This window comes from Kribbella sp. NPDC006257 (assembly GCF_040613535.1).
GTDB lineage: Bacteria > Actinomycetota > Actinomycetes > Propionibacteriales > Kribbellaceae > Kribbella.
In genome coordinates, this window is the sequence record NZ_JBEXSJ010000008.1 from 57,962 (window position 1) to 80,201 (window position 22,240).

Genomic DNA, 22,240 nt, shown 5'->3' on the forward strand with positions numbered 1-22,240 from the left:
TTTCGATGCGGCGCTGACGGGCTGAATCCTACCGACCGACGCCTGGAACTCCCGCATCGACGACTATTCACTGAGTACATACATCGTGTGTATAGTCCTCCCCATGGCAACTGCTGAACTCGTTCTGGGACTGCTGCACAGCGGTCCCGCCCACGGGTACGACGTCAAACGCGGGCATGACGCCTGGTTCCCGGACAGCCGCCCGCTGGCCTTCGGGCAGGTGTACACGACGCTGTCCCGGCTGGAGCGTGACGAGCTGGTCGAGGTGGTGGATCGTGGCTCGGAGGGTGGCCCCGAACGCACCGTGTACGGACTCACCGAGAAGGGCCGGCGGCACCTGGCCGACTGGCTGGCCGAGCCGATCCAGCCTGCGCTCGGCGCGGTCGACGAGATGGTCCGGAAGGTGGTCGCGACCATCCACACCGGCGAGGACGCGACCGCCTTCCTGGCCCGGCAGCGATCAAGCCACCTACGCCGGATCCGCGAACTGCGGGCCGCCAACCATGACCAGACCGACGACACCCCGGCCCGGCTGGTCCGGGATTTCGTGGCCGTCCACCTCGATGCCGATCTGCGCTGGCTCGACGGCGCGATGGACCGAATCACCGAACTGAAGGAGACCCGTCGATGACCGACCTCGCCCTGGAGCTGCTCCGGGTGGAGTACGCCTACCGTCGTGATGTGGCCCTGCGCGGAGTCTCGCTCAAGGTCGAACCCGGCGAAGTCGTGGCCATCACCGGTCCGAGCGGCTGTGGCAAGTCGACCTTGCTGCACTGCGCCGCCGGCATCCTCCGGCCGCACGCGGGCACGGTCCAGCTGGCCGGGCAGAACCTCGCGGACCTCTCCGAGACCGTGCGGACGCGACTACGGCGTACGCAGGCCGGCATCGTGCTCCAGTTCGGCCAGCTGGTCCCTGACCTCACGCTGATCGACAACGTTGCGCTGCCGTTGCTCCTGGAGGGCCATGACCGCGCCGGAGCCCGCCGGGCCGCGCAGGAGTGGCTGGAGCGAGTCGGAGTCGGAGCGGACGCCACCGCCGTACCGGGCGAGCTTTCAGGCGGTCAGAACCAGCGGGCGGCCGTGGCACGGGCTCTGGTGACCGGGCCGGCGATCGTGTTCGCCGACGAGCCCACCGGCAGTCTGGACAGCCTGGCCGGCGAGCAGATGATGGAACTGCTGCTCTCCTCCGTCCGCGTCGGCGGCGCTGCGCTGGTGCTCGTCACCCACGACAACATGGTCGCCGCGTACGCCGACCGCGAGGTCCGCCTGCGCGACGGCGTCGTACAGCATGAGGTGGCGCTGTCATGAGCCCCGCCACACTCTTCGAGCTGGCCCGCCCGCGCTCTGCCACCGACCGCAGCCGCTTCCGGCTCCTGGTAGCCACCATCGCGATCGCCGGCGCCTTCCTGATCGCTGCCTGGCGCATCAAGCGCCTCGGCTACCGCGGGTACTACTCCTCGGACAAGCTGAGCGACTACCTCCAGGAGGACGGTCTCCGCACCGGCGTCGCCTTCGCTGCTGTTCTGCTGGCTGCCTCATGCTGCCTGCTGGCCTTCCAGGCCTTGAAGCTCGGTACTGCGGCTCGCGACCGCCGACTTGCCGCGTTCCGGCTGGCCGGTGCGACTCCCGGCCAGGTTCGCGGCCTCGGCGCCGTCGATGCCGGGATCGGCGGCCTGATCGGCGGCATCCTGGCCGGTCCGCTCTATCTCCTGCTCGCGCTGGCGATCCAGGCGCTGCCCCGGACCGGCCGGGTGCTGCCGCCGGTCAACACGATGGATCTGGCGGCCTGGCCGATCGTGGCCGCAGTCCTGACTGCCACCGCGGCCGGGGTCGGAGCTCTGCTCGGACGTGGGGTGATCGCGGAGCCACCGGTGCGGCAGGCGAAAGGGCTCAACGTCATCCGGGCGGCCGTAGCCGGCGCTGCCGGTGTCGGGCTGATCCTGCTCAGTCATCTCATCAATAGGCAGTTCATCGCCGTACTGGTGCCCTTCGGTCTCGGCCTCCTCGTCATCTGTCTGGCGTTGCCCACCTTGCTGGTCGCCTGGCAGGGCAGCCGGCTGGAACGCTCGAGCAACCCGCTGAAGGTGCTCGCGGGAGGACGCCTGCTCCGGACGGTCCGGCCGCACGGGCGCACTCTTTCAGTGCTGGTGCTGGCCGGTGCGGCGGTCGGCTTCGTGGTCTCGATGACGATCGAACTCCTCCGGCCCAACGACGCGTACGACATCAGCTTCCATGTGCCCGGACTGATCTTCGCGGCGGGAGCGGCGGTGTTCATCGCCGTGATCGCGAGCGTCTCGCTGCTGGCGGGCACCGCTGATGACCTCCTCGACCAGCGGCGGCAGCTGGCCGCATTAAACGTCCTCGGTGTCGGCGAGCGGCAGCTCCGCGCCTCGGTGCGCTACCAGCTCACATCGAGCATCACCTGGGCCACCGGCTCCGGCCTGCTGATCGGTGGCCTGCTGTACGCCGACCTCACGTCGCGGGACCGGTTCGGGCCCGACCAGACTCCCGGGCTGCTCGCGACCCTGGCAGTCGCCGTCGTGGGCGCCGGGCTGGCCTGGCTGATCGCGGGCCTGGCCGCGTACCTGCTGCGTGGGCATGTGCACGAAGCCGTCGCCCCGGAGAACCTCCGGTCGAGCTGAGGGTGGCGCTGAGTTCACCCCGAAGTGGTGCTGGCCTCCCTGATCGGGAAGGCATCGCCGCATAACCTCTAGGGCATGTGGGTCTGGCAACTGGCGCTGGCGGTGGGCTTCGGGATCGGGTCCGCCGTCATCCCTGTGATGAACGCGGAGGCTTACGTCCTGGTCGGGGGCGGCTCCGGCGCGCTGGATCCGGTGGTCGCCGCGATCGGTGTCTCGGTCGGTCAGACGCTCGGCAAGGTGGCGATGTTCCTGGCCGTCCGGTACCGGCCCGGCTACGCGGCGAAGAAGTCGAAAGAGCCCAAGCCGGTGGACCTCGGCACCCGCTGGGGCCGGTTCGTCCAGTGGAACCGGGGCGTCAGCAAGCGGCTGCTCGACGCGATGAGCGACCGCCGCTGGGGCATCCCGGTGACGCTGCTCAGCGCGTCGGTCGGCATCCCACCCCTGTACGGCGTGGCGCTGATCGGCGGTGCCAGCCGGATGGGTGTGCTGACCTTCAGCCTCTCGACCTTGGTCGGCCGGCTCGCCCGCTTCATCACCCTGGCGCTGGGCGTCGGCCTCTTCTAACTGAAGGTGCGCCCGGTGAGCTGCTCGTAGGCGTTGATGTACGACGAGCGGGTGCGCTCGATCACCTCGTCGGACAGCGGCGGCGGCGCCTCGCCCGAGTGCCGGTCCCAGCCCGACTCGAACTGCAGCCAGTCCCGGACGATCTGCTTGTCGTACGACGGCTGCTGCTTGCCCGGCTCCCACTGGTCGGCCGGCCAGAACCGGCTCGAGTCCGGCGTGAGCACCTCGTCGGCGAGCACGATCGTGCCGTCCGCGCGGGCGCCGAACTCGAACTTGGTGTCGGCCAGGATGATCCCGCGCTGCTCGGCGATCCCGTGCGCCTGGGTGTAGAGGTCGAGAGTCAGCGTCCGCAGCGCTTCGGCGGTCTCCGCGCCGACGGTCGCCACGACCGCGTCGTACGAGACGTTCTCGTCGTGCTCGCCCAGGTCGGCCTTGCTGGCCGGGGTGAAGATCGGCTCGTCCAGCCGGGAGCCCTCGACCAGGCCGGAGCGCAGCGGGATACCGCAGACCTCGCCGGTCGCGTTGTAGTCGAGAAGACCGCTGCCGCTGAGGTATCCGCGGGCCACGCACTCGACCGGGAACATCTCGAGCTTCTCGCAGATCACTGCGCGGCCGGCCAGCTCGGCCGGTACGTCGGTCGAGACGATGTGGTTCGGCACGCCCAGCTGCTCGAACCACCACAGGCTCATCGCCGTGAGCACCTTGCCCTTGTCCGGGATCGGCGTGCTGAGGATCCAGTCGAACGCGCTCATCCGGTCGCTGGCGACCATCAGCAGCTCGCCGGACTCCAGCTCGTACAGGTCCCGGACCTTGCCGGAGTGGAGATGCTTCGCACCAGGGATCTCGGCGGCCTGCGGAAGAGTGGTCACACCCGGGATTGTTCCACCCGGCGTCGCTTCCCCCGCAACGAGGCCGCCTTGCCCGCCAGTCCGAGGAGCCCGTCCCGGGCTGCGCAGAGCAGGGCGTTGTCGAGTTGGCCGAGCGTGCCGATGGCCCGCGAGCGTTTCACCAGCTTGGTCGTGACGGGTCGCCGCTCCCCGTCGTACCGGCTGAGTGCGGTGTCCAGATCCGGTGCTTCGCGGAGGTGTCTGGCGAGGGCGCCGGCGTCCTCGATGGCGGAGCAGGCACCGCGGCCGAGGTTCGGCGTCATCGCGTGCGCCGCGTCGCCGAGCAACACGATCCGGCCGTCGACGAACGGGGTCAGCGGCGTCTTCAGGTCGTAGATGTCGTTCTGCAGGACTTTCTCGGTCTTGTCGAGGAGCAGCGGGATCGGGTCGTGCCAATTGCTGAACGCCGCGATGACGTCGGCACGAGGATCACCCGGTTGACCGGCCGGGCGGTTGAGCGTGGCGTACCAGTAGATCCGCCCGTCGATCAGCCGCGCGAACCCGAACCGCTGCCCGCGCCCCCACGTCTCGCCCCCGCCCTCGGTGACCTCGACGTCAGCAATCCCCCGGTACGCCGTATAGCCCGAGTACCGCGGCTGCGTCGCGCGCATGATGCTCCGGATCCCATCCGCAGCCACCACCAGATCCGCCGTGAATTCCTCGTACTGCGAACCGCCGGCCGCATCTCGCGGGATGCCCCTGACTGTGACTCCCGCGACGTTCTGGCTCACCTCGGCGACGGTGATCCCGGTGCGGATCGTCACCGCGTCCCCCAGCGCGTCAACGATCAACTCGTGCAGCCGGGCCCGGTGGATCATCACCGGCATCTCGACGCCGAGGTCCAGACCCTCGACCACCAGGCGGCCGTCCGGTCGTCGCATCCCGACCGCGGCGCCCGCCGCCGCATCCTTCCGTACGCCGTCGACGCCGAACTCCGCCAGCACACCGGCCGCGCCCGGCCAGACCGAGATCCCCGCGCCGACCTCGCCGAGTTCGGGCGCCCGTTCGAGCACCGTGACCTGCCAGCCGCACCGCTCCAGCGCGACGGCCGCCGTCACCCCACCGATCCCCGCCCCCACCACGATTGCTGTCCTCATGCTCGTGACTCTACAGCTGTAGAGTCGTGATGGGTAGACTTCACGCCGTGCCGAAACTGCCACTGGGCGAGGACCGCCAGGACGCGATCGCCGACGCGGCCATCCACCTGGTCGCCACCCGGGGACTCCGCGGACTCACCCACCGCGCCGTCGACGCCGAAGCCGGCCTCCCACCCGGCTCCACCTCGTACTACCTCCGCACTCGCAACGCCCTCCTCACCGCCTGCGTCCACCGCATGCTCACCCGCGACCTCACCGCCACCACCCCGTCGCCGGAGGGTCCGTTGGAGGAGTTCCTCGTGATGATGGTGGTCGGGCTTGCGCAGGAGCGGGCGGACGACCTCGCGGCGCGGTACGAGCTGTCCTTGGAGGCGCGACGGCAACCGGAGCTCCAGGATGCGATCGTCCAAGGCGGGCGGCAACTCCGCGACGGTCTCGCGGGGATGCTCGACGCCCTGGGTATCCCGGACGCCGCCGAGGTCGCCTGGCCGGTCGCCGCGATGATGGACGGTCTCCTCTACGACCGCCTCGCCGGCGCCGGCACCACGTTGTCGACGGAGGCGTACGAGCACGCAGTACGGCGTACTCTCTCTGCTCTGCTCGCAGGTCTCAGAGACGCTCGGTGACAGCGACGAAGGTGAAGTAGGCGACGCCGACCACCATTCCGACGTGCCCGAGGACGGACAGACCAGCCCCGGAGCCCCAGGCGTCGGCGGCCGCACCCTTCGCGTGTTTGCTCGCGCTGGGCAGCCAACGGGCCAGCAGCAACAAACCGACGATTGCCAGCAGCCACCACCCGGCGAGCGCGCCGAGCGCGAGCAGCCGCTGACCGGTGACGAGGGCAACGATCCAGCCGAGCAGGGTCAGTACGCCGACCGTGGTGTGGATCCTCACCAGGGCAGACGAAAAGCTCGAAACACCGCTGGCCCGGTGGCCATCGCCGGTGTCGCCGCCGAGCCGGATACGCGTCAGAAGTACGACGACGGCGCCCAGGGCAGTCAGGAACCAGGTGACGTTCGACCATTCCACGCCCCGATCCTTACCCCACAACCCGCCCAGCGGAACCCCTAGCGTGTCGTCCCACCCACTGGACCACCCCTAGCGCTGGTCTACCCCACCATGCCTTCACCCGACAACCCTGCGTCGACTCAACCCCCGCACCCCCGCCCATCCCACCGAATGCATCTCCCCTCTCCCCCTCCCCCGCACCTCTGCCCCGACGCCTCTGCCTTGCGGGGTTCACTCCCCGTGGCGTGCTTAGCCCCCTGCTATAGCAGGGGGCTAAGCATCAGACGAGGAGGTGACCCGCCTGTTCGTCGCCTGGGGCGCGGTCCGGTCGGGTTAGGTGGTACGGGTCTGGCCGTCGGGGTGGGTCTGGCTGGGGAGACCCGAGTCCTGGGTCCCGGTGCTCGGCGGGGTTGCCGGTTGCTGGTTCGGGTCGGTCCCTTGCCCCTGACCTTGCCCTTGGCTCTGACCTTGCCCTTGGCTCTGCCGCTGGCCTTGACTTTGTCCTTGGCCGGGCACGGTGCCTTGGCCGGGGAGGGTGCCGGTGCCGCCCTGCTGGCCGGGGAGCTGGCGGAAGCGACCGCCGCCTGGTCCACCGAACTGCGTCTGGTCAGTAGGCGAGGTGCCACTGCCCCACGCATGTCCGACAGCCGTCCCACCAAGGAACGCCAGTACTGCGAGCAGCGATCCCGCTCCGGCCAACGCCAGACCAGTCGGCTTCCCGTCGGACGACCGCCACCGCGCCTTCCCCGCCGCAGAAGCCATCTGCCCACCCGGAGCCCCAACGGCTCCGCCCGGCAAAGGCGCGGTCGCCCCCGGCACGTGCGTCGCGGCGGCCGGCTGCTCACCGGCGTACGCCTGCTGGCCTGCTGCCTGTGCGCCGGGTTGCCGGCCTGGTGCCTGTGCGCCGGGTTGCTGGCCTGGTGCCTGCGCGCCGAGTTGCTGGGCTGCCACGTGTTGACCTGCTGGGGGCTGGCTTCCAGCCATCCACTGGGGCATTTGCGGGGTGTTGGGGTTTTGTGTCATTGCGTACTCCGAGGAAGGTTGGGGCGGTCAGTTGGTGGTGAGGTCGTAGATGGTGGTGTTGCCGATGGTCTGCGCCTGGAAGTTCTGGGCGACCCAGGTGCTGATCTCACTCGAGGTGCCACCGCGACCGCCGCCGAAGCCGCCACCACCGCTGCCGATGAAGTAGTGCACCTTGCCCTGGGCAACCAATTGCTGGAACTCGGCGAGCGACGGCGCCGGGTCGGTCCCGTTGAACCCGCCGATCGCCATCACCGGCACCTCGGCCGCGATCTGTACCGGCGCCGCACCGTTCGCCGTCACGGCCGCCGCAGCCCAGGTGTAACCCTTGGCGCCTTGCTGCAGCAGCGTGATCAGCTCACTCGAGACGCCGCTGGTCCCGCCCCCACCAAGGAAGCCGCCCATCCCACCGCCACCACCCTGAGTCGGAGCACCAGTTGCACCCTGCCCGGTCGCGCCTTGGCCGGTCGTGCCACCCTGCCCGGTCGTGGTGCCGGGGGGCTGGCCAGTGGTCCCACCGGGCGGCGTGCCCATTCGTCCGCCGAAGCCGCCGCGTCCGCCGAACCCACCGGCGCCGGCCGGACCAGCTGTCGGGATCGCTCCAGCGTGTGCGGTGCTGATGGTCTGCACCGAGTACGCCGCAGGCCCGGCGAGTGCCGTCAAAGCCAGCAGTGCTCCGGCGAACAACCCAGCCCGGCGCACCGCAGTACGACGCAACTGCAGTTCCGGCAGCAGCAACACCGCTCCAGCACCAACCACGCCAGCCAGCAGCACGGTCCACCGCAACCAGGGCTGCCAAGTCGGCGTTGCGTTGAGCAACGAGAAGCTCCAACCAGCAGTCAAGATGGCGCCTCCGGCAAGAGCTGCCCGAGGCAACCACTCGGTCCGTCGCTGCCAAAGAATCGAAGCAGCAGCACCGACCAACGCCGCCATCGCCGGAGCCAGCGCAATCATGTAATACGGATGGATGATCCCCTGCATATAACTGAAGACCAGAAAGGTAACGACCAACCAGCCGCCCCACAACACCGCGAACGCACGCGTCTTGTCCGTACGCCCAGCGCGCCCAGGAGCAACCAGCAGCACAACAAGCGACAACAATGCCGCAGGCAACAACCAAGCAATCTGACTACCGAATTCCCCACCGAACAACCGCTGCAACCCAGTCGCACCACCCCACCCAGGATTGCCGACCCCACCGCCGACCGACCCGGTCTCGTCGCCCGTCAACCGCCCGAGCCCGTTGTAGCCCAGCGTCAGCTCGAGAATGCTGTTCGTCGACGACCCACCGACATACGGCCGCGCCGACGCCGGCAGCAGCTCGACGATCGCGACCCACCACCCCGCGCTGACGATCATCGCGCCCAGAGCGATCACGCTGTGCACAACCCGCTTCCCGAGCGCGGGCTTGCCGGCGATCAAGTACGCCAGCCCGAAAGCAGGCAGCACCAGGAACGCCTGCAGCATCTTGGTGAGGAATCCGAACCCGACGAACATCCCGGCCAGCGCCATCCAGCGCCCGGCATGGTCGACCGAGTCGATCGCCCGCGTCACCGCCCAAGCACCACCAACCAGCAACAGGATCAGCAACGCATCCGGGTTGTTGAAGCGGAACATCAGTACGGCGACCGGCGTCAACGCGAGCACGGCTCCGGCGAGCAAGGCGGCGTTGGCTGAGAACCACCGGCGTACGGACACGTAGAGAATCCCGACGCTGGCGACACCCATCAGGGCCTGCGGGATCAGCATGCTCCAGACGCCGAAGCCGAAGATCCGGCCGGACAATCCCATCACCCACAACGAGGCCGGGGTCTTGTCGACGGTGATGAAACTCGACGAATCGAACGACCCGAAGAACCAGGCCTTCCAGCTGGTCGAGCCGGCCTGCACGGCCGCCGCGTAGTACTCGTTGGCGTAGCCGTTCTTGGACAATCCCCACAAGTAGGCGATTGCTGTCAGCAACAAAAGGGCGCCGAACACCGCCTTCTCCCGGCTGATCGCCAGTGAGGTGGTCAGGGCGCGCCGTGGTGGCGCGATGGTTCTCGGTTCGGTCAGGGTACTCATCAGTGACTCCGGGTGTTGTCGATCAGTGCAGAGGTTTCGAAGGAGGGAAGAGTGGGCGCCTCGTCGTTGAAGACCCAGCTCTGGAAGAGGCTGAAGCGGACCAGCGTCGCGGCCAGGTTCGCGGCCGTGAGCACGAAGATCTCCAGCCCGCGGGCCGGTACGGCGACCGCGGTGTGCAGCAACCACAACGACGACGCGGTCAAGCTCCAGCCGATGGCGAAGGTGACCAGGCCACGCAGTTGATGCCGTACGCCGTTCCGCCCTCCGCGTACGCCGAAGGTGACCCGGCGATTGAGCGCGGTGTTTCCGACAGCGGTCACCAGCAGGGCCAGGAGATTGGCAACCTGGGCGGGCATCGCGTGCCGCAGTACGAGGTAGAGGAGGACGTACGCGAGGGTGCTCAGCGCCCCGACGACGCAGAATCGCAGGACCCGAGCGGCGAGCGCGGTCTTGGGGTCGGCGATCGACGGGCGGCCGAACGTACGGCGTACCGGCTCGAGGTCGACCCGGCTGCGGCTCATCCGGGCGATCCCCCGCAGATCCTCGGCAACCGTTTTCGCGATCTTGACCCGCGAGTCCAGGTCGTCGACCCAGTCGACCGGGACCTCGTGGATCCGCAGGCCGGCCCGTTCGGCCAGCACCAGCAACTCGGTGTCGAAGAACCAGCTGGTGTCCTCGACCAGCGGCAGCAGCTCGACCGCGACGTCGCGGCGGATCGCCTTGAACCCACACTGCGCATCGGAGAAGCCGGTCGCGAGAGTTGCCCTGAGCAACAGGTTGTAGCCGCGCGAGATCGCCTCCCGCAGGGGCCGCCGGACGACGCGCGAGCCACGCGCCAACCGGGTGCCGATGGCAACATCACTGTGCCCGGCGACCAGCGGTGCGACCAGTGGCAGCAGGGCGTTGAGATTTGTCGACAAGTCAACGTCCATGTACGCGAGGACTTCCGCGTCACTGGTCGACCAGACCTGCTTCAGCGCCCGGCCGCGTCCCGGCTGCTCGATCCGGACCACCCGGACGCCGGGCAGTTCGGTGGCCAGCAAAGCCGCTATCTCGTAGGTGGCGTCCGTACTGCCGTTGTCAGCGATGCAGACCTCGGCCGCGAACGGGAACGCGGTGTCCAGAAACTCCCGCAACCGGCGGATGTTGGGGCCGAGGTCGTACTCCTCGTTCTTGACGGGTACGACGATCTCGACCCGAGGATGACCTGAATTCTGCATGTAACCGATGCTGTCCGGTGAACCTGAGTCACTCCCTGTGCCGAGCTGGCAGTTCGCTGGGAGTCAGTTCTTGGCGGTACGGCGCAGCCAGAGCAACCCGAGAATCGGCAACACCAGTGGGACGAACCCGTAGCCCTGACCGAAGTGCGACCAGACTGTCTGGTCCGGGAAGTCGTCCGGAGCGGCGTAGCTGAAGGCGCCGATCCCGAGCACGCCGGCCAGCTCGACGACGATCGCAACCGTCGCCACCTTGCGCGACACAACGGTCGCGCGCGCGAGCGCGAAGGTCGCGGCGCAATAGATGACCGCGGCAACGGCCGACAGGAGATAAGCGAGCGGCGCCTCGGAGTACTGCGTGGCGATCTGTACGCCGGCCCGCGCCGTCGCCGCCAGCGCGAAGATCCCGTAGACCAGGATCAAGATCCGCCCGGGCCCGTGCCTGGTCGCCTCGGCATCGGCCATCTCAGCCGGTCCAGACTTCGTAGATCCGGAGCTCCAGCGCCGGGATCACCAGGCAGGCGATCGCCAGCGCTCCCGCTCCCCATCGGCTGCTCTCCGCGAGCGCCCAGAGGGCGCCGATCGGCAACACGATCAGTGAAGCGACCAGATAGCCGATGAACAGCACGCCGGACACATCCCGGTCACTGCCCACCAGCTGGACAATGCCGACCACGAGCTGAGCCACCAGGGCGACCTCGACCGCCCCGACGACACCGAGCAACGGCCAGTTGATCCGCCGGTCCAACGCGGCCAGCACCAGCGCGAAGGCCATCGCGGCCAGCGAGAGGGCGACCAGCACCCAGGTGAGCGGTTCGTACACGAGTCAGAGGATGTCACCGGGCGAATAGGCCGCCGCCTCGGGGTACCGCTTGGCCAGCGTGTCGATCGCGGCGACCACGGTGGCGACCTGCGCGACGGCCGCGCCGGTGAACGACAGCGGCTCGCCGACGATGCCGACGATCTGCGCCTCGGTCAGCCCGAGCCGGCCGTCCTCGCCGAGCCGGCGGAACAGGTCGTTCTCCGACGATCCCTTGCGCAGGTCGAGCGCCATCGCGACGGCGTGCTCCTTGATCACCTCGTGAGCGGTCTCCCGGCCGACGCCGTTCTTCACGGCCGCCATCAGCACCTTGGTGGTGGTGAGGAAGGGCAGGTACCGCTCGAGCTCGCGAGCCACCACGGCCGGGTAGACGCCGAACTCGTCCAGCACGGTCAGGAAGGTCTCGAACAACCCGTCGAGCGCGAAGAACGCGTCGGGCAGAGCAACCCGCCGTACGACGGAACAGAAGACATCGCCCTCGTTCCACTGGTTGCCGGCCAGCTCGCCGGCCATCGAGGCGTAGCCGCGCAGGATCACCGCGAGGCCGTTGACCCGCTCACAGGACCGGGTGTTCATCTTGTGCGGCATCGCCGACGAGCCGACCTGGCCGTCCTTGAAGCCCTCGGTGACGAGCTCGTGCCCGGCCATCAAGCGGATCGTGGTCGCCAGGCTCGACGGGCCGGCCGCGAGCTGGACGAGTGCGGTGACGACCTCGTAGTCCAGCGAGCGCGGGTAGACCTGGCCGACGCTGGTCAACGTACGCCGGAAGCCGAGGTGCTGAGCGACCTCGGCCTCGAGGCCGGCCAGCTGCTTCTCCTGACCGCCGAACAGGTCCAGCATGTCCTGCGAAGTACCGACCGGGCCCTTGATGCCGCGCAACGGGTACCGCTCGATCAGCTCCTCGAGCCGGGCGATCGCGACCAGCAGCTCGTCCGCTGCCGAGGCGAACCGCTTACCCAGCGTGGTCGCCTGAGCCGCGACGTTGTGCGACCGCCCGGTCATCACCAGCGCCGCGTGCTCGGCAGCCTTCTGACCAAGCTGCACCGCCGTCGCCACAGCCCGGTCGCGAACCAGCTCCAGCCCGGCGCGGATCTGCAGCTGCTCGACGTTCTCGGTCAGATCCCGGCTGGTCAGCCCCTTGTGCACGTGCTCATGACCGGCGAGGGCGTTGAACTCCTCGATCCGCGCCTTCACGTCGTGCCGGGTGACCCGCTCCCGAGCGGCGATCGACTCCAGATCGACCTGGTTCAGCACCCGCCGGTAGTCCTCGAGCACCCCGTCCGGCACCGCCACCCCGAAGTCCTTCTGCGCACTCAGCACCGCCAGCCACAGCTGCCGCTCGAGCACGATCTTGTGCTCCGGCGACCACAACTCGGCCATCGACAAACTGGCATAACGCGCAGCCAGAACATTGGGAATCCGGGGCTTACTGGAGTTCGGCACGCCCCCATTCTCCCTCCCCCAGCGGAAGGCCCCGTACGACGGGTGTCCCGATCAGGGGATTCTGATCTTCTCCATCGCGGCCGGGCCTTGCGGCAAGGCTTTACCCTTCGCGTCGTAGAAGCGGTAGTCGGCCGGCATCTGTCCGTTCGCCCCGGTAGGCCAGAGTGCGAGCCACCAGCCGTCCTTGATCGGTACGACCAGGGTGTGGCCGTTCTTGGCGTCGATCCGGAGCTTCACCGCCTCCTTCGGCGCCAGCCCGGCCTCGAGGAGCAGCCATCCCTTGCACGGAAGCGGAACCGCTGTCGCGCAAGTGCTGCCCTGGCCCATCATGTTCGGGTCCACGGTCGCCGGAGCCGAGCGCGGCGGATGAACCTGGGTGAAGGAGCTCTGTCCCTGCCCGGCCGGGATCGATCGCCCGTACACGTCACAGGTCGCGACCTTCCGGCCGTCCGGCGACGCGGCGACGAATGCCGTCCCGATCCTCGGCGCCGTCATCTTCGTGATCACCCGCCAGCCGGTGAGATCCACCCCGGCCGCGGAATGCCATCTGGCCGGCCCGCCCTGAGCCAACTTCGCAGTACAGGCACTGAGCAGAGTGGAGTCGCTGACTCCCGCAGCATCCACCGGCCGCGAGTTCTGCCCCTTGATGATCCTCGACTCACTGAAGCTGGTGGTCGGTGATGGACTGGTGCCGGCGGGTTGGCCGGAGGTTGTGCTGAGATGTGGGAGGTAGGTCGCGGCGGTGGCGATCACAGCCACGCCTGCCGTTACCCCGCCGATCGCTGCGACCCTGCGGCGTCGTCGGCCGCGCTTGCCGCGTTGGAGCAAAGCTTCCGCGTCGACCGGGCCCAGCGGATCGTCGTCCGCCAGCCGGTGGAGTTCGGCGCCGAGCTCCTGGAGGTCTTTCATCTCGTTCTCCTTCACTGGACCGGGCCGATCGACCGGGCCTCGTTGATCGCGTGGCGGAGAGTCTCCAGACCGCGGGCTGCCTGGCTTTTGACCGTGCCGGGGGTGCAGCCGAGGATCTCTGCGGTCTGCTCGATCGACAGGTCCTCGTAGTACCGGAGCACCACACAAGCCCGTTGGCGCGGCGCGAGCACGGCCAGCGCCGTACGGACTTCGTCGCGGTCCGCCTGCGCGCCGACCGGATCGCCGGCCTGAACCTTGTCCGGTGGTGCGTCTGTCGGTACTTCGCGGCGCCAGGGGCGGCGGCCGGTGTCCAGCGCCGCGTTCACGACGACGCGGCGGGCGTACGCGAACGGGTTTCCGCTGCGATCCACCTTCGACCAGGACAGGTACAGCTTGTACAGCGCGTCCTGGACCACGTCGTCGGCCCGATGCCAGTCCCCACACACCAGGTACGCCGTCCGCCGCAGCGACGCGCTCGCCGCCTCGACGAACTCGACGTACTCCCGGTCCCGGTCACCCATCGCGCCTCCCACTCTCCGTTGTCCCCCTCAATACGGAAAGCCCCACCCCCAGGGTTGCCTACACCCCTTCACCAGCAGCCAGTTGTCATGAGGTGGCTGGTAGTACGGCGAGTTTGCCTCGGATGGTGCCGGCTTCGAGGCGGCGGAGGGCGTCCGGGACTTCGGTGAGCGAGCAGGTGCTTTCGACGTACGGCGTCAGGCGACCCTCTTCGATCATCGTCCTGAGTACTTCGAGGTCGGCGGCGTTCTCCTTGCAGAGAAGGCCGGTCAGCCGCTGGCGGACGAAGAGTGAAAGGAGCAAGGCTCGCAACTGACGGTCCATGCCGCCGGTGAGGTCGCCGCCTTCCTCGCCACCGGCGATGACGGCCCTACCGCGCGCGGTCAGCGCTCGCCGGAGCCGGGTGGGCGACGGGTTCCCGCCGACGTCGACGATCAGGTCGTAGTGGTGAACGCCGTCTGCGAAGTCTTCCGTCCGGTAGTCGATGACGTGGTCAGCCCCGAGCTCCCGGACCAGGTCAGCTTTCGCAGCACTGCAAACCCCGGTGACCTCGGCGCCAAAAGCCTTGGCCAGCTGTACGGCGTACGTCCCGACGCCTCCGGAAGCGCCGTTGATCAACACCTTCTGCCCCGCCTGGATCTTCCCTGCATCCCGAAGGGCCTGCAACGCGGTCAGTGCGGAGATCGCCACCACTGAGGCCTGCTCGAAGCTGAGACCCGGTGGCTTCAGCGCCACCTTGTCCTCGCGCGCAACGGCGTACTCGGCGAAGGTCCCGATGCCGATCCCGAACACCTCGTCGCCCACCGCGAACCTCGTCACCGCCGAGCCGACCGCGACGACCGTGCCGGCGACCTCGCTGCCGCGGACCCGGATCTTCGGCCCGCGCAGACCGAACGCGAGGCGGAGCAAGTACGGCCGGCCGGTCATCAGGTGCCACACACCCCGATCGAGGCCGGCCGCCCGAACCCGCAACAGCACCTCGCCCGGCGCTGCCTGGGGCCGGGCGATCTGCTCCAGCCGCAGTACGTCGGCCGGGCCGTACCGGTCCTGCAACACCGCCTGCATCGTGGCTCCCCCAGCCGACGACCTGCTGACCTCGCTCGTTGCGTGACTTCCGCGCGATCCCATGACTTCCCTCCCCGGGCCGGCAGGTTCAGTCCTGCCGTACTTAGTACGGGACGCTATCGTACTAAGTACGAAACTGCTAGGGTCCAGGACGATGCCCAGGTCAGCAGCAGCTCCGGAACGTGCTCCTCTCAACCGGGAGCGGGTACTGCGCAGCGCCGTCGCGGTCGCGGACAAGGGCGGGATCGCCGGCCTGACGATCCGGTCGCTGGCCGACGAACTCGGCGTCAAACCGATGTCGGTCTACCACTACTTCGCCAACAAGGCGGAGATCCTGGACGGCATCGTCGACCTGGTCTTCAGCCAGATCGAGCTGCCATCACCCGACGGGGAGTGGATGGCAGAGATCCGCCGCCGGGCGCACTCGGCCCGCGCCGTACTCCGGCAGCACTCGTGGGCGATCGCCTTGATGGAGTCGCGGACCAACCCCGGTCCGGCGACGCTGAAACACCACAACGCCAACCTCGCGACCTGGCGCGCGGCCGGCTTCTCCGTCGCGATGACCGCGCACGCGTACGCGCTGATCGACAGCTACATCTACGGTTTCGCCGTGCAGGAAGCGGCGCTGCCGTTCGAAGGCCGGGACAGTGCGGCCGAGGTGGCAGGACCGATCATGGAGCTGTTCGCGACCGGGGAGTATCCGTACATGGTCGAGATCGCGACCGAGCATGTGCTGCAGCCCGGCTACGACTTCGGCGACGAGTTCGAGTTCGGTCTCACCCTGATCCTGGACGGCCTGGCTCGACAGCTCCCTAGCTGACGAGGTGGCTAGCCAACCAGGTGAATGGCGCCCTGCGCCGCCTTCAAAGCGATGTCGGTCCGGTGCTGCGAACCCTTGATCCGGATCTGGCCGACCCCGGCGTACGCGCGCTGCCGGGCCTCGTCGAGGTCCTTGCCGGTACCGCTGACCGCCAGCACCCGGCCGCCGGCCGTGACGACCTCGCCGTCCTCGACCGCGGTGCCGGCGTGGAAGACGCGGACGCCGCCCGCCTCGGCCTGGTCGATGCCGGTGATCACGTCACCGTTGCGCGGCTTCGACGGATACTTCTTGGCCGCCACGACCACCGCGACCGAAGCACCCGACTTCCAGGAGAGCGGTTCGAGGTCCGCCAGCTTGCCCTTCGCCGCGGCGTACAGCAGGCCGCCGAGCGGAGTCTTGAGGAGCGGCAGCAGTGCCTGGGTCTCCGGGTCGCCGAACCGGCAGTTGAACTCGATCACCCGGAGGCCGCGCGAGGTGAGTGCGAGACCGGCGTACAGGAGGCCGCTGAACGGCGTACCGCGCCGGCGGAGTTCGTCGACGGTCGGCTGGAGGACCTTCTCGGTGATCTCCCCGACCAGTCCTTCCGGTGCCCAGGGCAACGGAGTGTAGGCGCCCATACCGCCGGTGTTGGGACCTTCGTCGTTGTCGCCGAGTCGCTTGAAGTCCTGGGCCGGCTGCATCGGCAGCACCGTGGTGCCGTCGGTGATCGCGAACAGCGAAACCTCAGGCCCGTCGAGGAATTCCTCGATCAGCACCTGGTCGCACTCGGCCGCGTGGGCCAGCGCCTCGGCGCGATCGGAGGTGACGACAACTCCCTTGCCGGCGGCAAGCGCATCGTCCTTCACCACATACGGGGGGCCGAAGGCATCGATCGCCTCGGCGGCCTGCTCCGGCGTCGTACAGACGTAGGCCCGGCCGGTCGGCACACTTGCCGCGGCCATCACGTCCTTGGCGAACGCCTTCGATCCCTCGATCTGGGCGGCCTGCTTGGACGGGCCGAAGACGGCGATGCCGGCCGCGCGGAGCGGATCGGCCAGCCCGGCGACCAGCGGCGCCTCGGGGCCGACCACCACCAGGTCGGCACCGACCTCGATCGCCAGCGCGACGACCGCGTCGTGGTCCGAGATGTCCACCGGACGGCAAACGATCGTTTGCCCGTCGTACGCCGGTTGCAACGCGGCGATGCCAGGGTTACCCGGGGCCGCGACGACCTGCTCGACATCAGGATCGGAGCTCAACGCCCAGACCAGTGCGTGTTCCCGGCCGCCTGAGCCGATGACCAATACCTTCACGGGCCACGAGCCTAGTGCACTCGCGTCCGGTGCAGGGACTCCGCTGGGCGCGTGCTGGGTCGGTACGGCCCTGGGCGGTGTAAGACTGCGCCTTACTGGAGGTATTCGATTGACTACTAGTTCCGTACCGGCGAGCCCGCGTCGCCGGCCGACCCCTGCCTCGCTGGCGTCCTGGCTGATGCTGGCTCCCTGTGTCGTCGTCTTCGCCTTGTTCATCGTCTGGCCGTTGGGAAAGTCGGTCTCGCTCTCGCTGCACGGCTCCGACCTGTTCGGCCGTCCGGACGCCTTCGTCGGGTTGCAGCACTACCGGGACATGCTCGGCTCGTCCGAGTTCCGGCACATCCTGTGGGTGACGTTCGCCTTCGTGCTGCTGACCGTGATCCCCGGCGTCCTGGGCGGGCTCGCGATCGTGTTGCTGCTCGAGCAGCACATCAAGGGCATCCGGATCTTCCGGACCGCCTTCGCGCTGCCGTTCGCGTTCTCGGTCGCCAGCGCGTCGGTGATCTTCGCGACCATCTACAACCCGGCGATCGGGCTGGCCAACGGCATGCTCGGCAAGTTCGGCGTGGACCGGATCGGCTGGCTGACGGACCCGTCCTGGGCGCTGATCAGCGTCGCGATCACCACGGTCTGGATGAGCATCGGCTACAACGTGCTCGTGCTCTCCGCGGGAATCGGCGCGATCCCGGCCGAGATCAACGAGGCGGCCACGCTGGACGGCGCGGGCGGCTGGCGGGCGGCGCGGTTCATCACGGTGCCGATGCTCGGCCCACAGCTGTTCTTCCTGGTGGTGATCTCGACGATCCAGTCGCTGCAGGGCTTCGGCCAGATCAAGATCCTGACGCCCGAAGGCGGCCCGGAGCAGTCGACCAAGACGCTCGTCTACTCGATCTACCACACCGCGTTCGCGAACAACGCCAGCGATTTCGGCGCCGCATCCGCGCAGGCGATCGTGCTCCTGGTGATCCTGCTCGCCTGCACCGCGATCCAGTTCGGCGTCCTCGAGAGGCGGGTGCACTACAAGTGAGGAACCTGACCGTCGGCCGGGTGATCACGTACGCCGTACTGATCCTGGCCGCGATCGCAGTGATCTTCCCCGTGTACTACGTGATCGCGGGCTCGATCATGTCGCCGGGACAGATCTCGGCGTACCCGCCCGACCTCTTTCCGCACGGATTCTTCACCGGGAACTACCACGATGCGGCGACCTCCGGGACCCCGATCGGGCAGCAGTATCTGAACTCGATCCTGCAGACCTCGGTGATCACCCTCAGCCAGCTGGTCACCAGCGTGCTGGCGGCGTACGCGTTCGTCTTCATGAAGATGTGGGGCCGGACCGTGCTGTTCGGGCTCTTCCTGGCCACCTTGATGGTGCCGTGGGAGTCGATCGTGCTGCCGAACTACCTGACCATCACCGGCTGGTCGATCGGCGGCGAGCGGCTGACCGCGTCGTACGCCGGAACGATGCTCGCCCTGGTGCTGCCGTTCCTGGCCAACGCGTTCGGGGTGTTCCTGCTCCGGCAGTCGTTCCTGCAGTTCCCCACCGAGCTGCGCGACGCGGCCACCATCGACGGCTGCGGGCACTGGCGGTTCATCCGCCAGATCCTGATCCCGCTGAACAAGCCGGCCCTGATGGCGGTCGGCCTGTACGTCTTCCTGTCCGCCTGGAACCAGTTCTTCTGGCCGCTGCTGATCGGCGACTCGGCCGGCCGCCGCACGCTGCAGATCGGCATCAGCCAGCTCAACGACGCCGAGGCGGCCGACCCCGGCCTGATCCTCGCCGGCGTCACCTTGTCCATCCTCCCGACGCTGGCCATCGTGATCTTCGGCCAGCGTTTCATCGTCCGCGGGCTGACCGCGGGCGCGATCCGGTAATGCAGAAGAAAGGCACAGCGATGCGATCAGTCCGACAACGGCGTACGGCATCCGCGATGGCACTGCTGGCGGTGGCGGCACTCGTGGTCGCCGGCTGCGGTAGCAGTGACTCCGGCGGCAAGTCGTCCGGCAGCCAGGAGGCGCCCGGCGCCGACGCGCTGGACAAGGCGAGCGGCGTCACCAAGATCACCTTCTGGCACGGCATGAAGGGTGCCAACGGCGAGGCCGTGACCAAGCTGGTGAAGGCGTTCAACGCGGCCAACACCGGCAAGATCGAGGTTACCGCGGTCTACCAGGGCGACTACGACGACACGATCACGAAGTACAAGACGTCGGTGCAGCAGGGCACCACGCCTTCCGTCGTACAGATCTACGACATCGGCTCGCGGTTCATGATCGACTCCAAGCAGACCGTGCCGGTGCAGAGCTTCGCCGACAAGGACGGCTACACGCTGGACTCGATCGAGCCGAACATCGCGAACTACTACTCGATCGACGGCAAGCTCAACTCGATGCCGTTCAACACGTCGATGCCGTTGCTGTACATCAACAAGGAAGCCTTCGTGAAGGCCGGCCTCGATCCTTCGAAGCCGCCGTCGAACCTCGACGAGATCATGGCCGCGGCGAAGAAGCTCACCATCAAGCAGGGTGGGAAGACGGTCCAGTACGGCTTCAACGCCGCCATCTACGGGTGGTTCGTGGAGCAGCTGATCGCGGAGTCCGGTACGGCGTACTGCGACAACGAGAACGGCCGCAAGGACCTTGCCACGAAGGTTCTGTTCGACGGCGAGCAGGGCGTGAAGATCGCGACCTGGTACCAGCAGATGGTGAAGCTGGGCTATGCGCCGAACACGGGCAAGAAGACCGACGATGCACAGGCCGTCTTCAAGTCCGGCACGTCGGCGATGCACCTGGAGTCGACCGGCGTACTGCGCGGCTACCTCGACGCCGCCAAGGGCAAGTTCACCGTGCTGACCGCGCCGTTCCCCAAGCTCGGTGCCTCTGACACCGGCGGTCCGATCATCGGTGGTGCTTCGTTGTGGGTCGACGGTCCCGGTCACTCCGACGCCGAGAAGCGCGCCTCCTGGGAGTTCGTGAAGTTCGCCTCGTCGCCTGAGCAGCAGGCCGCGTGGCACACCGGCACCGGCTACTTCCCGATCAACTCGAAGGCACTGGATCTGCCCGCCGACAAAGCCTGGGTGGCGCAGTACCCGCAGTTCACCACCGCGATCACCCAACTCCACAACACCAAGCCGTCGAACGCCTCCTCCGGCTGCATCCTCGGCGTCATGCCCCAGGCCCGCAAAGCAGCCGAAGACGGCATCGAAAAAGCAGTCCTAGGCACCGACCCCCAAAAAGCCATGACCGACGCCGCGACATCCATCCAGCCCCAAATCGACCAGTACAACAAAACAGTCAAGAAGTAACCCCCGGAGGTGCGGCCACCAGCCGCACCTCCGCATCGCGGCCCGAACCGCGCTCTACCAGAGCAGATCTGCGGCCCGAGACCCAAGACTGTCCCGACCGACAGGAAATATCCGCCCAAACGCCTCCAGGAGCGACCCTCCTGAGCGCGCCCCCCGCCACCCGACCCGACTATTTCCTGTCGATCGGGACACCACTCCCGGTCCCCAGGCGACTTTTCCAACGCTCGGTGGAAACTAATTTGCAAATGCGAGTTGTTAGTTTCCACCTAAGCGGGATTGTCCCGCGGAACCCTTGGGGAGGCTCCGCGGGACAGGCGTGATCAGGGGCAGTTCATGTACATTTTGGGGATCATTACGTCTCTGGGGCCGCCCCAGAGGTTGCCTACTACGTAGGTGTAGCCGTTGACCGTGGTGACGCCGGTCCAGTAGAGGCCTTGGCCCTGGCCGATCTTGCCGGAGTAGATGATCTCGCGGTAGTTCGCCCAAGCCAGGTAGGAGTAGAACGGGACGTCGTTGCGGGCGGCGAAGCAGGAGGAGACCTGCGGGCCGAAGGCTGACACCGCCGTCGGCTGGGGAGCGGGTGCGGCGTCGGCCGTGGCGGCGGCGCCGGTCAGGGCGAGGGCGGCTCCGGCGAGGACCGGGGCCGCCGTACGGACAAGCTTCTTGAGGGCGTTTCCAGAAGTCTTCATCGCCCGCAAAACTAATAGCAAGCCGACCACCAGTACCAGCAATTCAACAATCCTGGAATGATTTACAGCAGCGACAATTCGGGAATTCTCGAAACGGAATCAGTAGTGCCAGTAGTAGCGGGCGTCGGCGTTCCAGGTGACGGGGACGGTGGTGCGGTTGGTGAAGGCGGGGCCGAGGCCGCGGGCGATTTCCAGGGTGCGGGAGAGTTGCAGGCCGTAGGCGTGGTTGTTGTCGTCCCACCACTGCTCGAACTGGGTGATGCACGTCCGGCCGGTGAAGTACGCGTTGGCGCAGGCGTGCGGCGGCGACCACTTCTGCAGGTGCCGGAAGTTGACCGTGGTCGAGCCGTTCGGGGGCTTGATCGTGCCGACCGCGTCGAGGCAGTAGCCGGTCGACGGAATCGTCCACTTCACGTAGTGCTGCTTGCCACCGGCCGACGCGAGCGGAGTCATCGCGCCGCACGTCGCGTTGCCGATCTTCTCCGAGGTGACCCGCTGGATCTGGGTCAGCGGCCGGCCGGCACCGTCGTTGTAGCCGTCGAGCAGCACCCAGTCGCCGGAGTGGATGAAGTGCTCGGCCGATTTCGGCGGCCAGGTCTTCGGGTCGCCCCAGGAGATGTCCGACTCGGTCGCGGAGAGCGGCGTCCACGCCCACTGCCCGGCCGCCGAGCCGCCCGCCCAGTACTGGCCGGCCGACCTCTCGAACATCAGCGAGTACTGGCCGTAGTTCTCGGCTGCTGCGACGCTCGCGTCCGACGAACGCGAGGCCGTGACAGCCCCGACGGTGGCCAGCAACGCGGCAGCCGTGGTCAAGAAGGCAACTTTCTTCCACATGGGGATCGACGCTAACCCCCTCGGGGTGCATGAATAGCATCCAGACAT

At 68.0% G+C, this 22,240-nt stretch carries 24 protein-coding genes; 9 read left to right on the forward strand and 15 right to left on the reverse strand.

Annotation, left to right across the window (positions count from 1 at the left end; genetic code table 11):
* Nucleotides 1-103: 103 nt before the first annotated feature.
* From ABZ004_RS12070 to ABZ004_RS12085, 4 genes are all read left to right on the forward strand, one after another.
* On the forward strand, nucleotides 104-631 hold the full coding sequence (locus ABZ004_RS12070; RefSeq protein ID WP_355679833.1) for a PadR family transcriptional regulator: 528 nt from the start codon (nucleotides 104-106) through the stop codon (nucleotides 629-631).
* Nucleotides 628-1,308, forward strand: coding sequence for an ABC transporter ATP-binding protein (locus tag ABZ004_RS12075; RefSeq protein WP_355679834.1), 681 nt, complete (start codon nucleotides 628-630; stop codon nucleotides 1,306-1,308). Before ABZ004_RS12070 ends, ABZ004_RS12075 begins: the two co-directional genes overlap by 4 nt.
* A complete protein-coding gene (locus tag ABZ004_RS12080) occupies nucleotides 1,305-2,642 on the forward strand; it encodes a hypothetical protein (protein WP_355679835.1) in 1,338 nt (445 codons plus the stop codon). The genes ABZ004_RS12075 and ABZ004_RS12080 overlap by 4 nt, the downstream gene beginning before the upstream one ends.
* 75 nt (nucleotides 2,643-2,717) lie before the next feature.
* Complete coding sequence (locus ABZ004_RS12085) at nucleotides 2,718-3,206, forward strand: hypothetical protein (RefSeq protein WP_355679836.1); 489 nt, start codon at nucleotides 2,718-2,720, stop codon at nucleotides 3,204-3,206.
* On the opposite strand, the gene ABZ004_RS12090 is transcribed toward ABZ004_RS12085, so the two are convergent.
* Both ABZ004_RS12090 and ABZ004_RS12095 read right to left on the reverse strand, forming a co-directional pair.
* The gene (locus ABZ004_RS12090) at nucleotides 3,203-4,075 is read right to left on the reverse strand and encodes a phosphoribosylaminoimidazolesuccinocarboxamide synthase (RefSeq protein ID WP_355679837.1); all 873 of its coding nucleotides are present in this window, start codon (nucleotides 4,073-4,075) and stop codon (nucleotides 3,203-3,205) included. The two genes, ABZ004_RS12085 and ABZ004_RS12090, sit on opposite strands and share 4 nt — an antisense overlap.
* The gene (locus ABZ004_RS12095) at nucleotides 4,072-5,190 is read right to left on the reverse strand and encodes an FAD-dependent monooxygenase (RefSeq protein ID WP_355679838.1); all 1,119 of its coding nucleotides are present in this window, start codon (nucleotides 5,188-5,190) and stop codon (nucleotides 4,072-4,074) included. The genes ABZ004_RS12090 and ABZ004_RS12095 overlap by 4 nt, the downstream gene beginning before the upstream one ends.
* 47 nt (nucleotides 5,191-5,237) lie before the next feature.
* Between ABZ004_RS12095 and ABZ004_RS12100 the strand changes: the two genes are divergently transcribed.
* Nucleotides 5,238-5,816: a TetR family transcriptional regulator C-terminal domain-containing protein gene (locus ABZ004_RS12100; protein ID WP_355679839.1), complete on the forward strand. Its 579-nt coding sequence runs from the start codon at nucleotides 5,238-5,240 to the stop codon at nucleotides 5,814-5,816.
* Here ABZ004_RS12100 and ABZ004_RS12105 read toward each other — a convergent pair.
* From ABZ004_RS12105 to ABZ004_RS12150, 10 genes are all read right to left on the reverse strand, one after another.
* Entirely contained in the window at nucleotides 5,800-6,219 is a 420-nt protein-coding gene (locus ABZ004_RS12105) for a hypothetical protein (protein WP_355679840.1), read from the reverse strand. The two genes, ABZ004_RS12100 and ABZ004_RS12105, sit on opposite strands and share 17 nt — an antisense overlap.
* 312 nt (nucleotides 6,220-6,531) lie before the next feature.
* A complete protein-coding gene (locus tag ABZ004_RS12110; protein WP_355679841.1) occupies nucleotides 6,532-7,149 on the reverse strand; it encodes a hypothetical protein in 618 nt (205 codons plus the stop codon).
* Between the two features lie 99 nt (nucleotides 7,150-7,248).
* Nucleotides 7,249-9,282 (reverse strand): glycosyltransferase family 39 protein, encoded by a 2,034-nt coding sequence (locus ABZ004_RS12115; protein WP_355679842.1) that lies wholly within the window; start codon nucleotides 9,280-9,282, stop codon nucleotides 7,249-7,251.
* Nucleotides 9,282-10,502: a bifunctional glycosyltransferase family 2/GtrA family protein gene (locus ABZ004_RS12120; RefSeq protein WP_355679843.1), complete on the reverse strand. Its 1,221-nt coding sequence runs from the start codon at nucleotides 10,500-10,502 to the stop codon at nucleotides 9,282-9,284. The genes ABZ004_RS12115 and ABZ004_RS12120 overlap by 1 nt, the downstream gene beginning before the upstream one ends.
* A 63-nt stretch (nucleotides 10,503-10,565) precedes the next feature.
* Nucleotides 10,566-10,964, reverse strand: coding sequence for a hypothetical protein (locus ABZ004_RS12125; protein WP_355679844.1), 399 nt, complete (start codon nucleotides 10,962-10,964; stop codon nucleotides 10,566-10,568).
* A gap of 1 nt (nucleotide 10,965) precedes the next feature.
* The gene (locus ABZ004_RS12130; RefSeq protein ID WP_355679845.1) at nucleotides 10,966-11,322 is read right to left on the reverse strand and encodes a hypothetical protein; all 357 of its coding nucleotides are present in this window, start codon (nucleotides 11,320-11,322) and stop codon (nucleotides 10,966-10,968) included.
* Between the two features lie 3 nt (nucleotides 11,323-11,325).
* Nucleotides 11,326-12,762, reverse strand: a complete 1,437-nt coding sequence (gene purB / locus ABZ004_RS12135) for an adenylosuccinate lyase (RefSeq protein WP_355679846.1) — start codon at nucleotides 12,760-12,762, stop codon at nucleotides 11,326-11,328.
* 51 nt (nucleotides 12,763-12,813) lie between these two features.
* A complete protein-coding gene (locus tag ABZ004_RS12140) occupies nucleotides 12,814-13,671 on the reverse strand; it encodes a hypothetical protein (RefSeq protein ID WP_355679847.1) in 858 nt (285 codons plus the stop codon).
* Between the two features lie 11 nt (nucleotides 13,672-13,682).
* The gene (locus tag ABZ004_RS12145; RefSeq protein ID WP_355679848.1) at nucleotides 13,683-14,192 is read right to left on the reverse strand and encodes a SigE family RNA polymerase sigma factor; all 510 of its coding nucleotides are present in this window, start codon (nucleotides 14,190-14,192) and stop codon (nucleotides 13,683-13,685) included.
* Nucleotides 14,193-14,277: 85 nt separating this feature from the next.
* A complete protein-coding gene (locus ABZ004_RS12150) occupies nucleotides 14,278-15,255 on the reverse strand; it encodes an NAD(P)-dependent alcohol dehydrogenase (protein WP_355679849.1) in 978 nt (325 codons plus the stop codon).
* A 154-nt stretch (nucleotides 15,256-15,409) separates the two neighbouring features.
* On the opposite strand from ABZ004_RS12150, the gene ABZ004_RS12155 reads away from it, so the two are divergent.
* Nucleotides 15,410-16,075, forward strand: coding sequence for a TetR/AcrR family transcriptional regulator (locus ABZ004_RS12155; protein WP_355679850.1), 666 nt, complete (start codon nucleotides 15,410-15,412; stop codon nucleotides 16,073-16,075).
* A gap of 8 nt (nucleotides 16,076-16,083) precedes the next feature.
* Here ABZ004_RS12155 and purD read toward each other — a convergent pair whose 3' ends face one another.
* Nucleotides 16,084-17,367, reverse strand: coding sequence for a phosphoribosylamine--glycine ligase (purD, locus tag ABZ004_RS12160; RefSeq protein ID WP_355679851.1), 1,284 nt, complete (start codon nucleotides 17,365-17,367; stop codon nucleotides 16,084-16,086).
* Between the two features lie 109 nt (nucleotides 17,368-17,476).
* Between purD and ABZ004_RS12165 the strand changes: the two genes are divergently transcribed.
* The 3 genes from ABZ004_RS12165 to ABZ004_RS12175 are packed head-to-tail and all read left to right on the forward strand — an operon-like array spanning nucleotide 17,477 to nucleotide 20,669.
* The gene (locus tag ABZ004_RS12165) at nucleotides 17,477-18,394 is read left to right on the forward strand and encodes a sugar ABC transporter permease (RefSeq protein WP_355679852.1); all 918 of its coding nucleotides are present in this window, start codon (nucleotides 17,477-17,479) and stop codon (nucleotides 18,392-18,394) included.
* Entirely contained in the window at nucleotides 18,391-19,242 is an 852-nt protein-coding gene (locus tag ABZ004_RS12170; protein ID WP_355679853.1) for a carbohydrate ABC transporter permease, read from the forward strand. Before ABZ004_RS12165 ends, ABZ004_RS12170 begins: the two co-directional genes overlap by 4 nt.
* Nucleotides 19,243-19,262: 20 nt before the next feature.
* Nucleotides 19,263-20,669 (forward strand): ABC transporter substrate-binding protein, encoded by a 1,407-nt coding sequence (locus ABZ004_RS12175; protein ID WP_355679854.1) that lies wholly within the window; start codon nucleotides 19,263-19,265, stop codon nucleotides 20,667-20,669.
* Nucleotides 20,670-20,989: 320 nt separating this feature from the next.
* Here ABZ004_RS12175 and ABZ004_RS12180 read toward each other — a convergent pair whose 3' ends face one another.
* Entirely contained in the window at nucleotides 20,990-21,358 is a 369-nt protein-coding gene (locus tag ABZ004_RS12180; RefSeq protein WP_355679855.1) for a hypothetical protein, read from the reverse strand.
* 99 nt (nucleotides 21,359-21,457) lie between these two features.
* On the reverse strand, nucleotides 21,458-22,192 hold the full coding sequence (locus ABZ004_RS12185) for a hypothetical protein (RefSeq protein WP_355679856.1): 735 nt from the start codon (nucleotides 22,190-22,192) through the stop codon (nucleotides 21,458-21,460).
* Nucleotides 22,193-22,240: the final 48 nt, after the last annotated feature.

Bases quoted from the DNA above. Each gene is read 5' to 3' on its own strand.
- ABZ004_RS12155 (WP_355679850.1), top strand. From the start codon at position 15,410: ATGCCCAGGTCAGCAGCAGCTCCGGAACGTGCTCCTCTCAACCGGGAG.
- ABZ004_RS12120 (WP_355679843.1), bottom strand. From the start codon at position 10,502: ATGCAGAATTCAGGTCATCCTCGGGTCGAGATCGTCGTACCCGTCAAG.
- ABZ004_RS12070 (WP_355679833.1), top strand. From the start codon at position 104: ATGGCAACTGCTGAACTCGTTCTGGGACTGCTGCACAGCGGTCCCGCC.
- ABZ004_RS12125 (WP_355679844.1), bottom strand. From the start codon at position 10,964: ATGGCCGATGCCGAGGCGACCAGGCACGGGCCCGGGCGGATCTTGATC.
- ABZ004_RS12095 (WP_355679838.1), bottom strand. From the start codon at position 5,190: ATGAGGACAGCAATCGTGGTGGGGGCGGGGATCGGTGGGGTGACGGCG.
- ABZ004_RS12180 (WP_355679855.1), bottom strand. From the start codon at position 21,358: ATGAAGACTTCTGGAAACGCCCTCAAGAAGCTTGTCCGTACGGCGGCC.
- ABZ004_RS12085 (WP_355679836.1), top strand. From the start codon at position 2,718: ATGTGGGTCTGGCAACTGGCGCTGGCGGTGGGCTTCGGGATCGGGTCC.
- ABZ004_RS12150 (WP_355679849.1), bottom strand. From the start codon at position 15,255: ATGCAGGCGGTGTTGCAGGACCGGTACGGCCCGGCCGACGTACTGCGG.
- ABZ004_RS12115 (WP_355679842.1), bottom strand. From the start codon at position 9,282: ATGAGTACCCTGACCGAACCGAGAACCATCGCGCCACCACGGCGCGCC.
- ABZ004_RS12080 (WP_355679835.1), top strand. From the start codon at position 1,305: ATGAGCCCCGCCACACTCTTCGAGCTGGCCCGCCCGCGCTCTGCCACC.
- ABZ004_RS12075 (WP_355679834.1), top strand. From the start codon at position 628: ATGACCGACCTCGCCCTGGAGCTGCTCCGGGTGGAGTACGCCTACCGT.
- ABZ004_RS12140 (WP_355679847.1), bottom strand. From the start codon at position 13,671: ATGAAAGACCTCCAGGAGCTCGGCGCCGAACTCCACCGGCTGGCGGAC.
- ABZ004_RS12185 (WP_355679856.1), bottom strand. From the start codon at position 22,192: ATGTGGAAGAAAGTTGCCTTCTTGACCACGGCTGCCGCGTTGCTGGCC.
- ABZ004_RS12145 (WP_355679848.1), bottom strand. From the start codon at position 14,192: ATGGGTGACCGGGACCGGGAGTACGTCGAGTTCGTCGAGGCGGCGAGC.
- ABZ004_RS12175 (WP_355679854.1), top strand. From the start codon at position 19,263: ATGCGATCAGTCCGACAACGGCGTACGGCATCCGCGATGGCACTGCTG.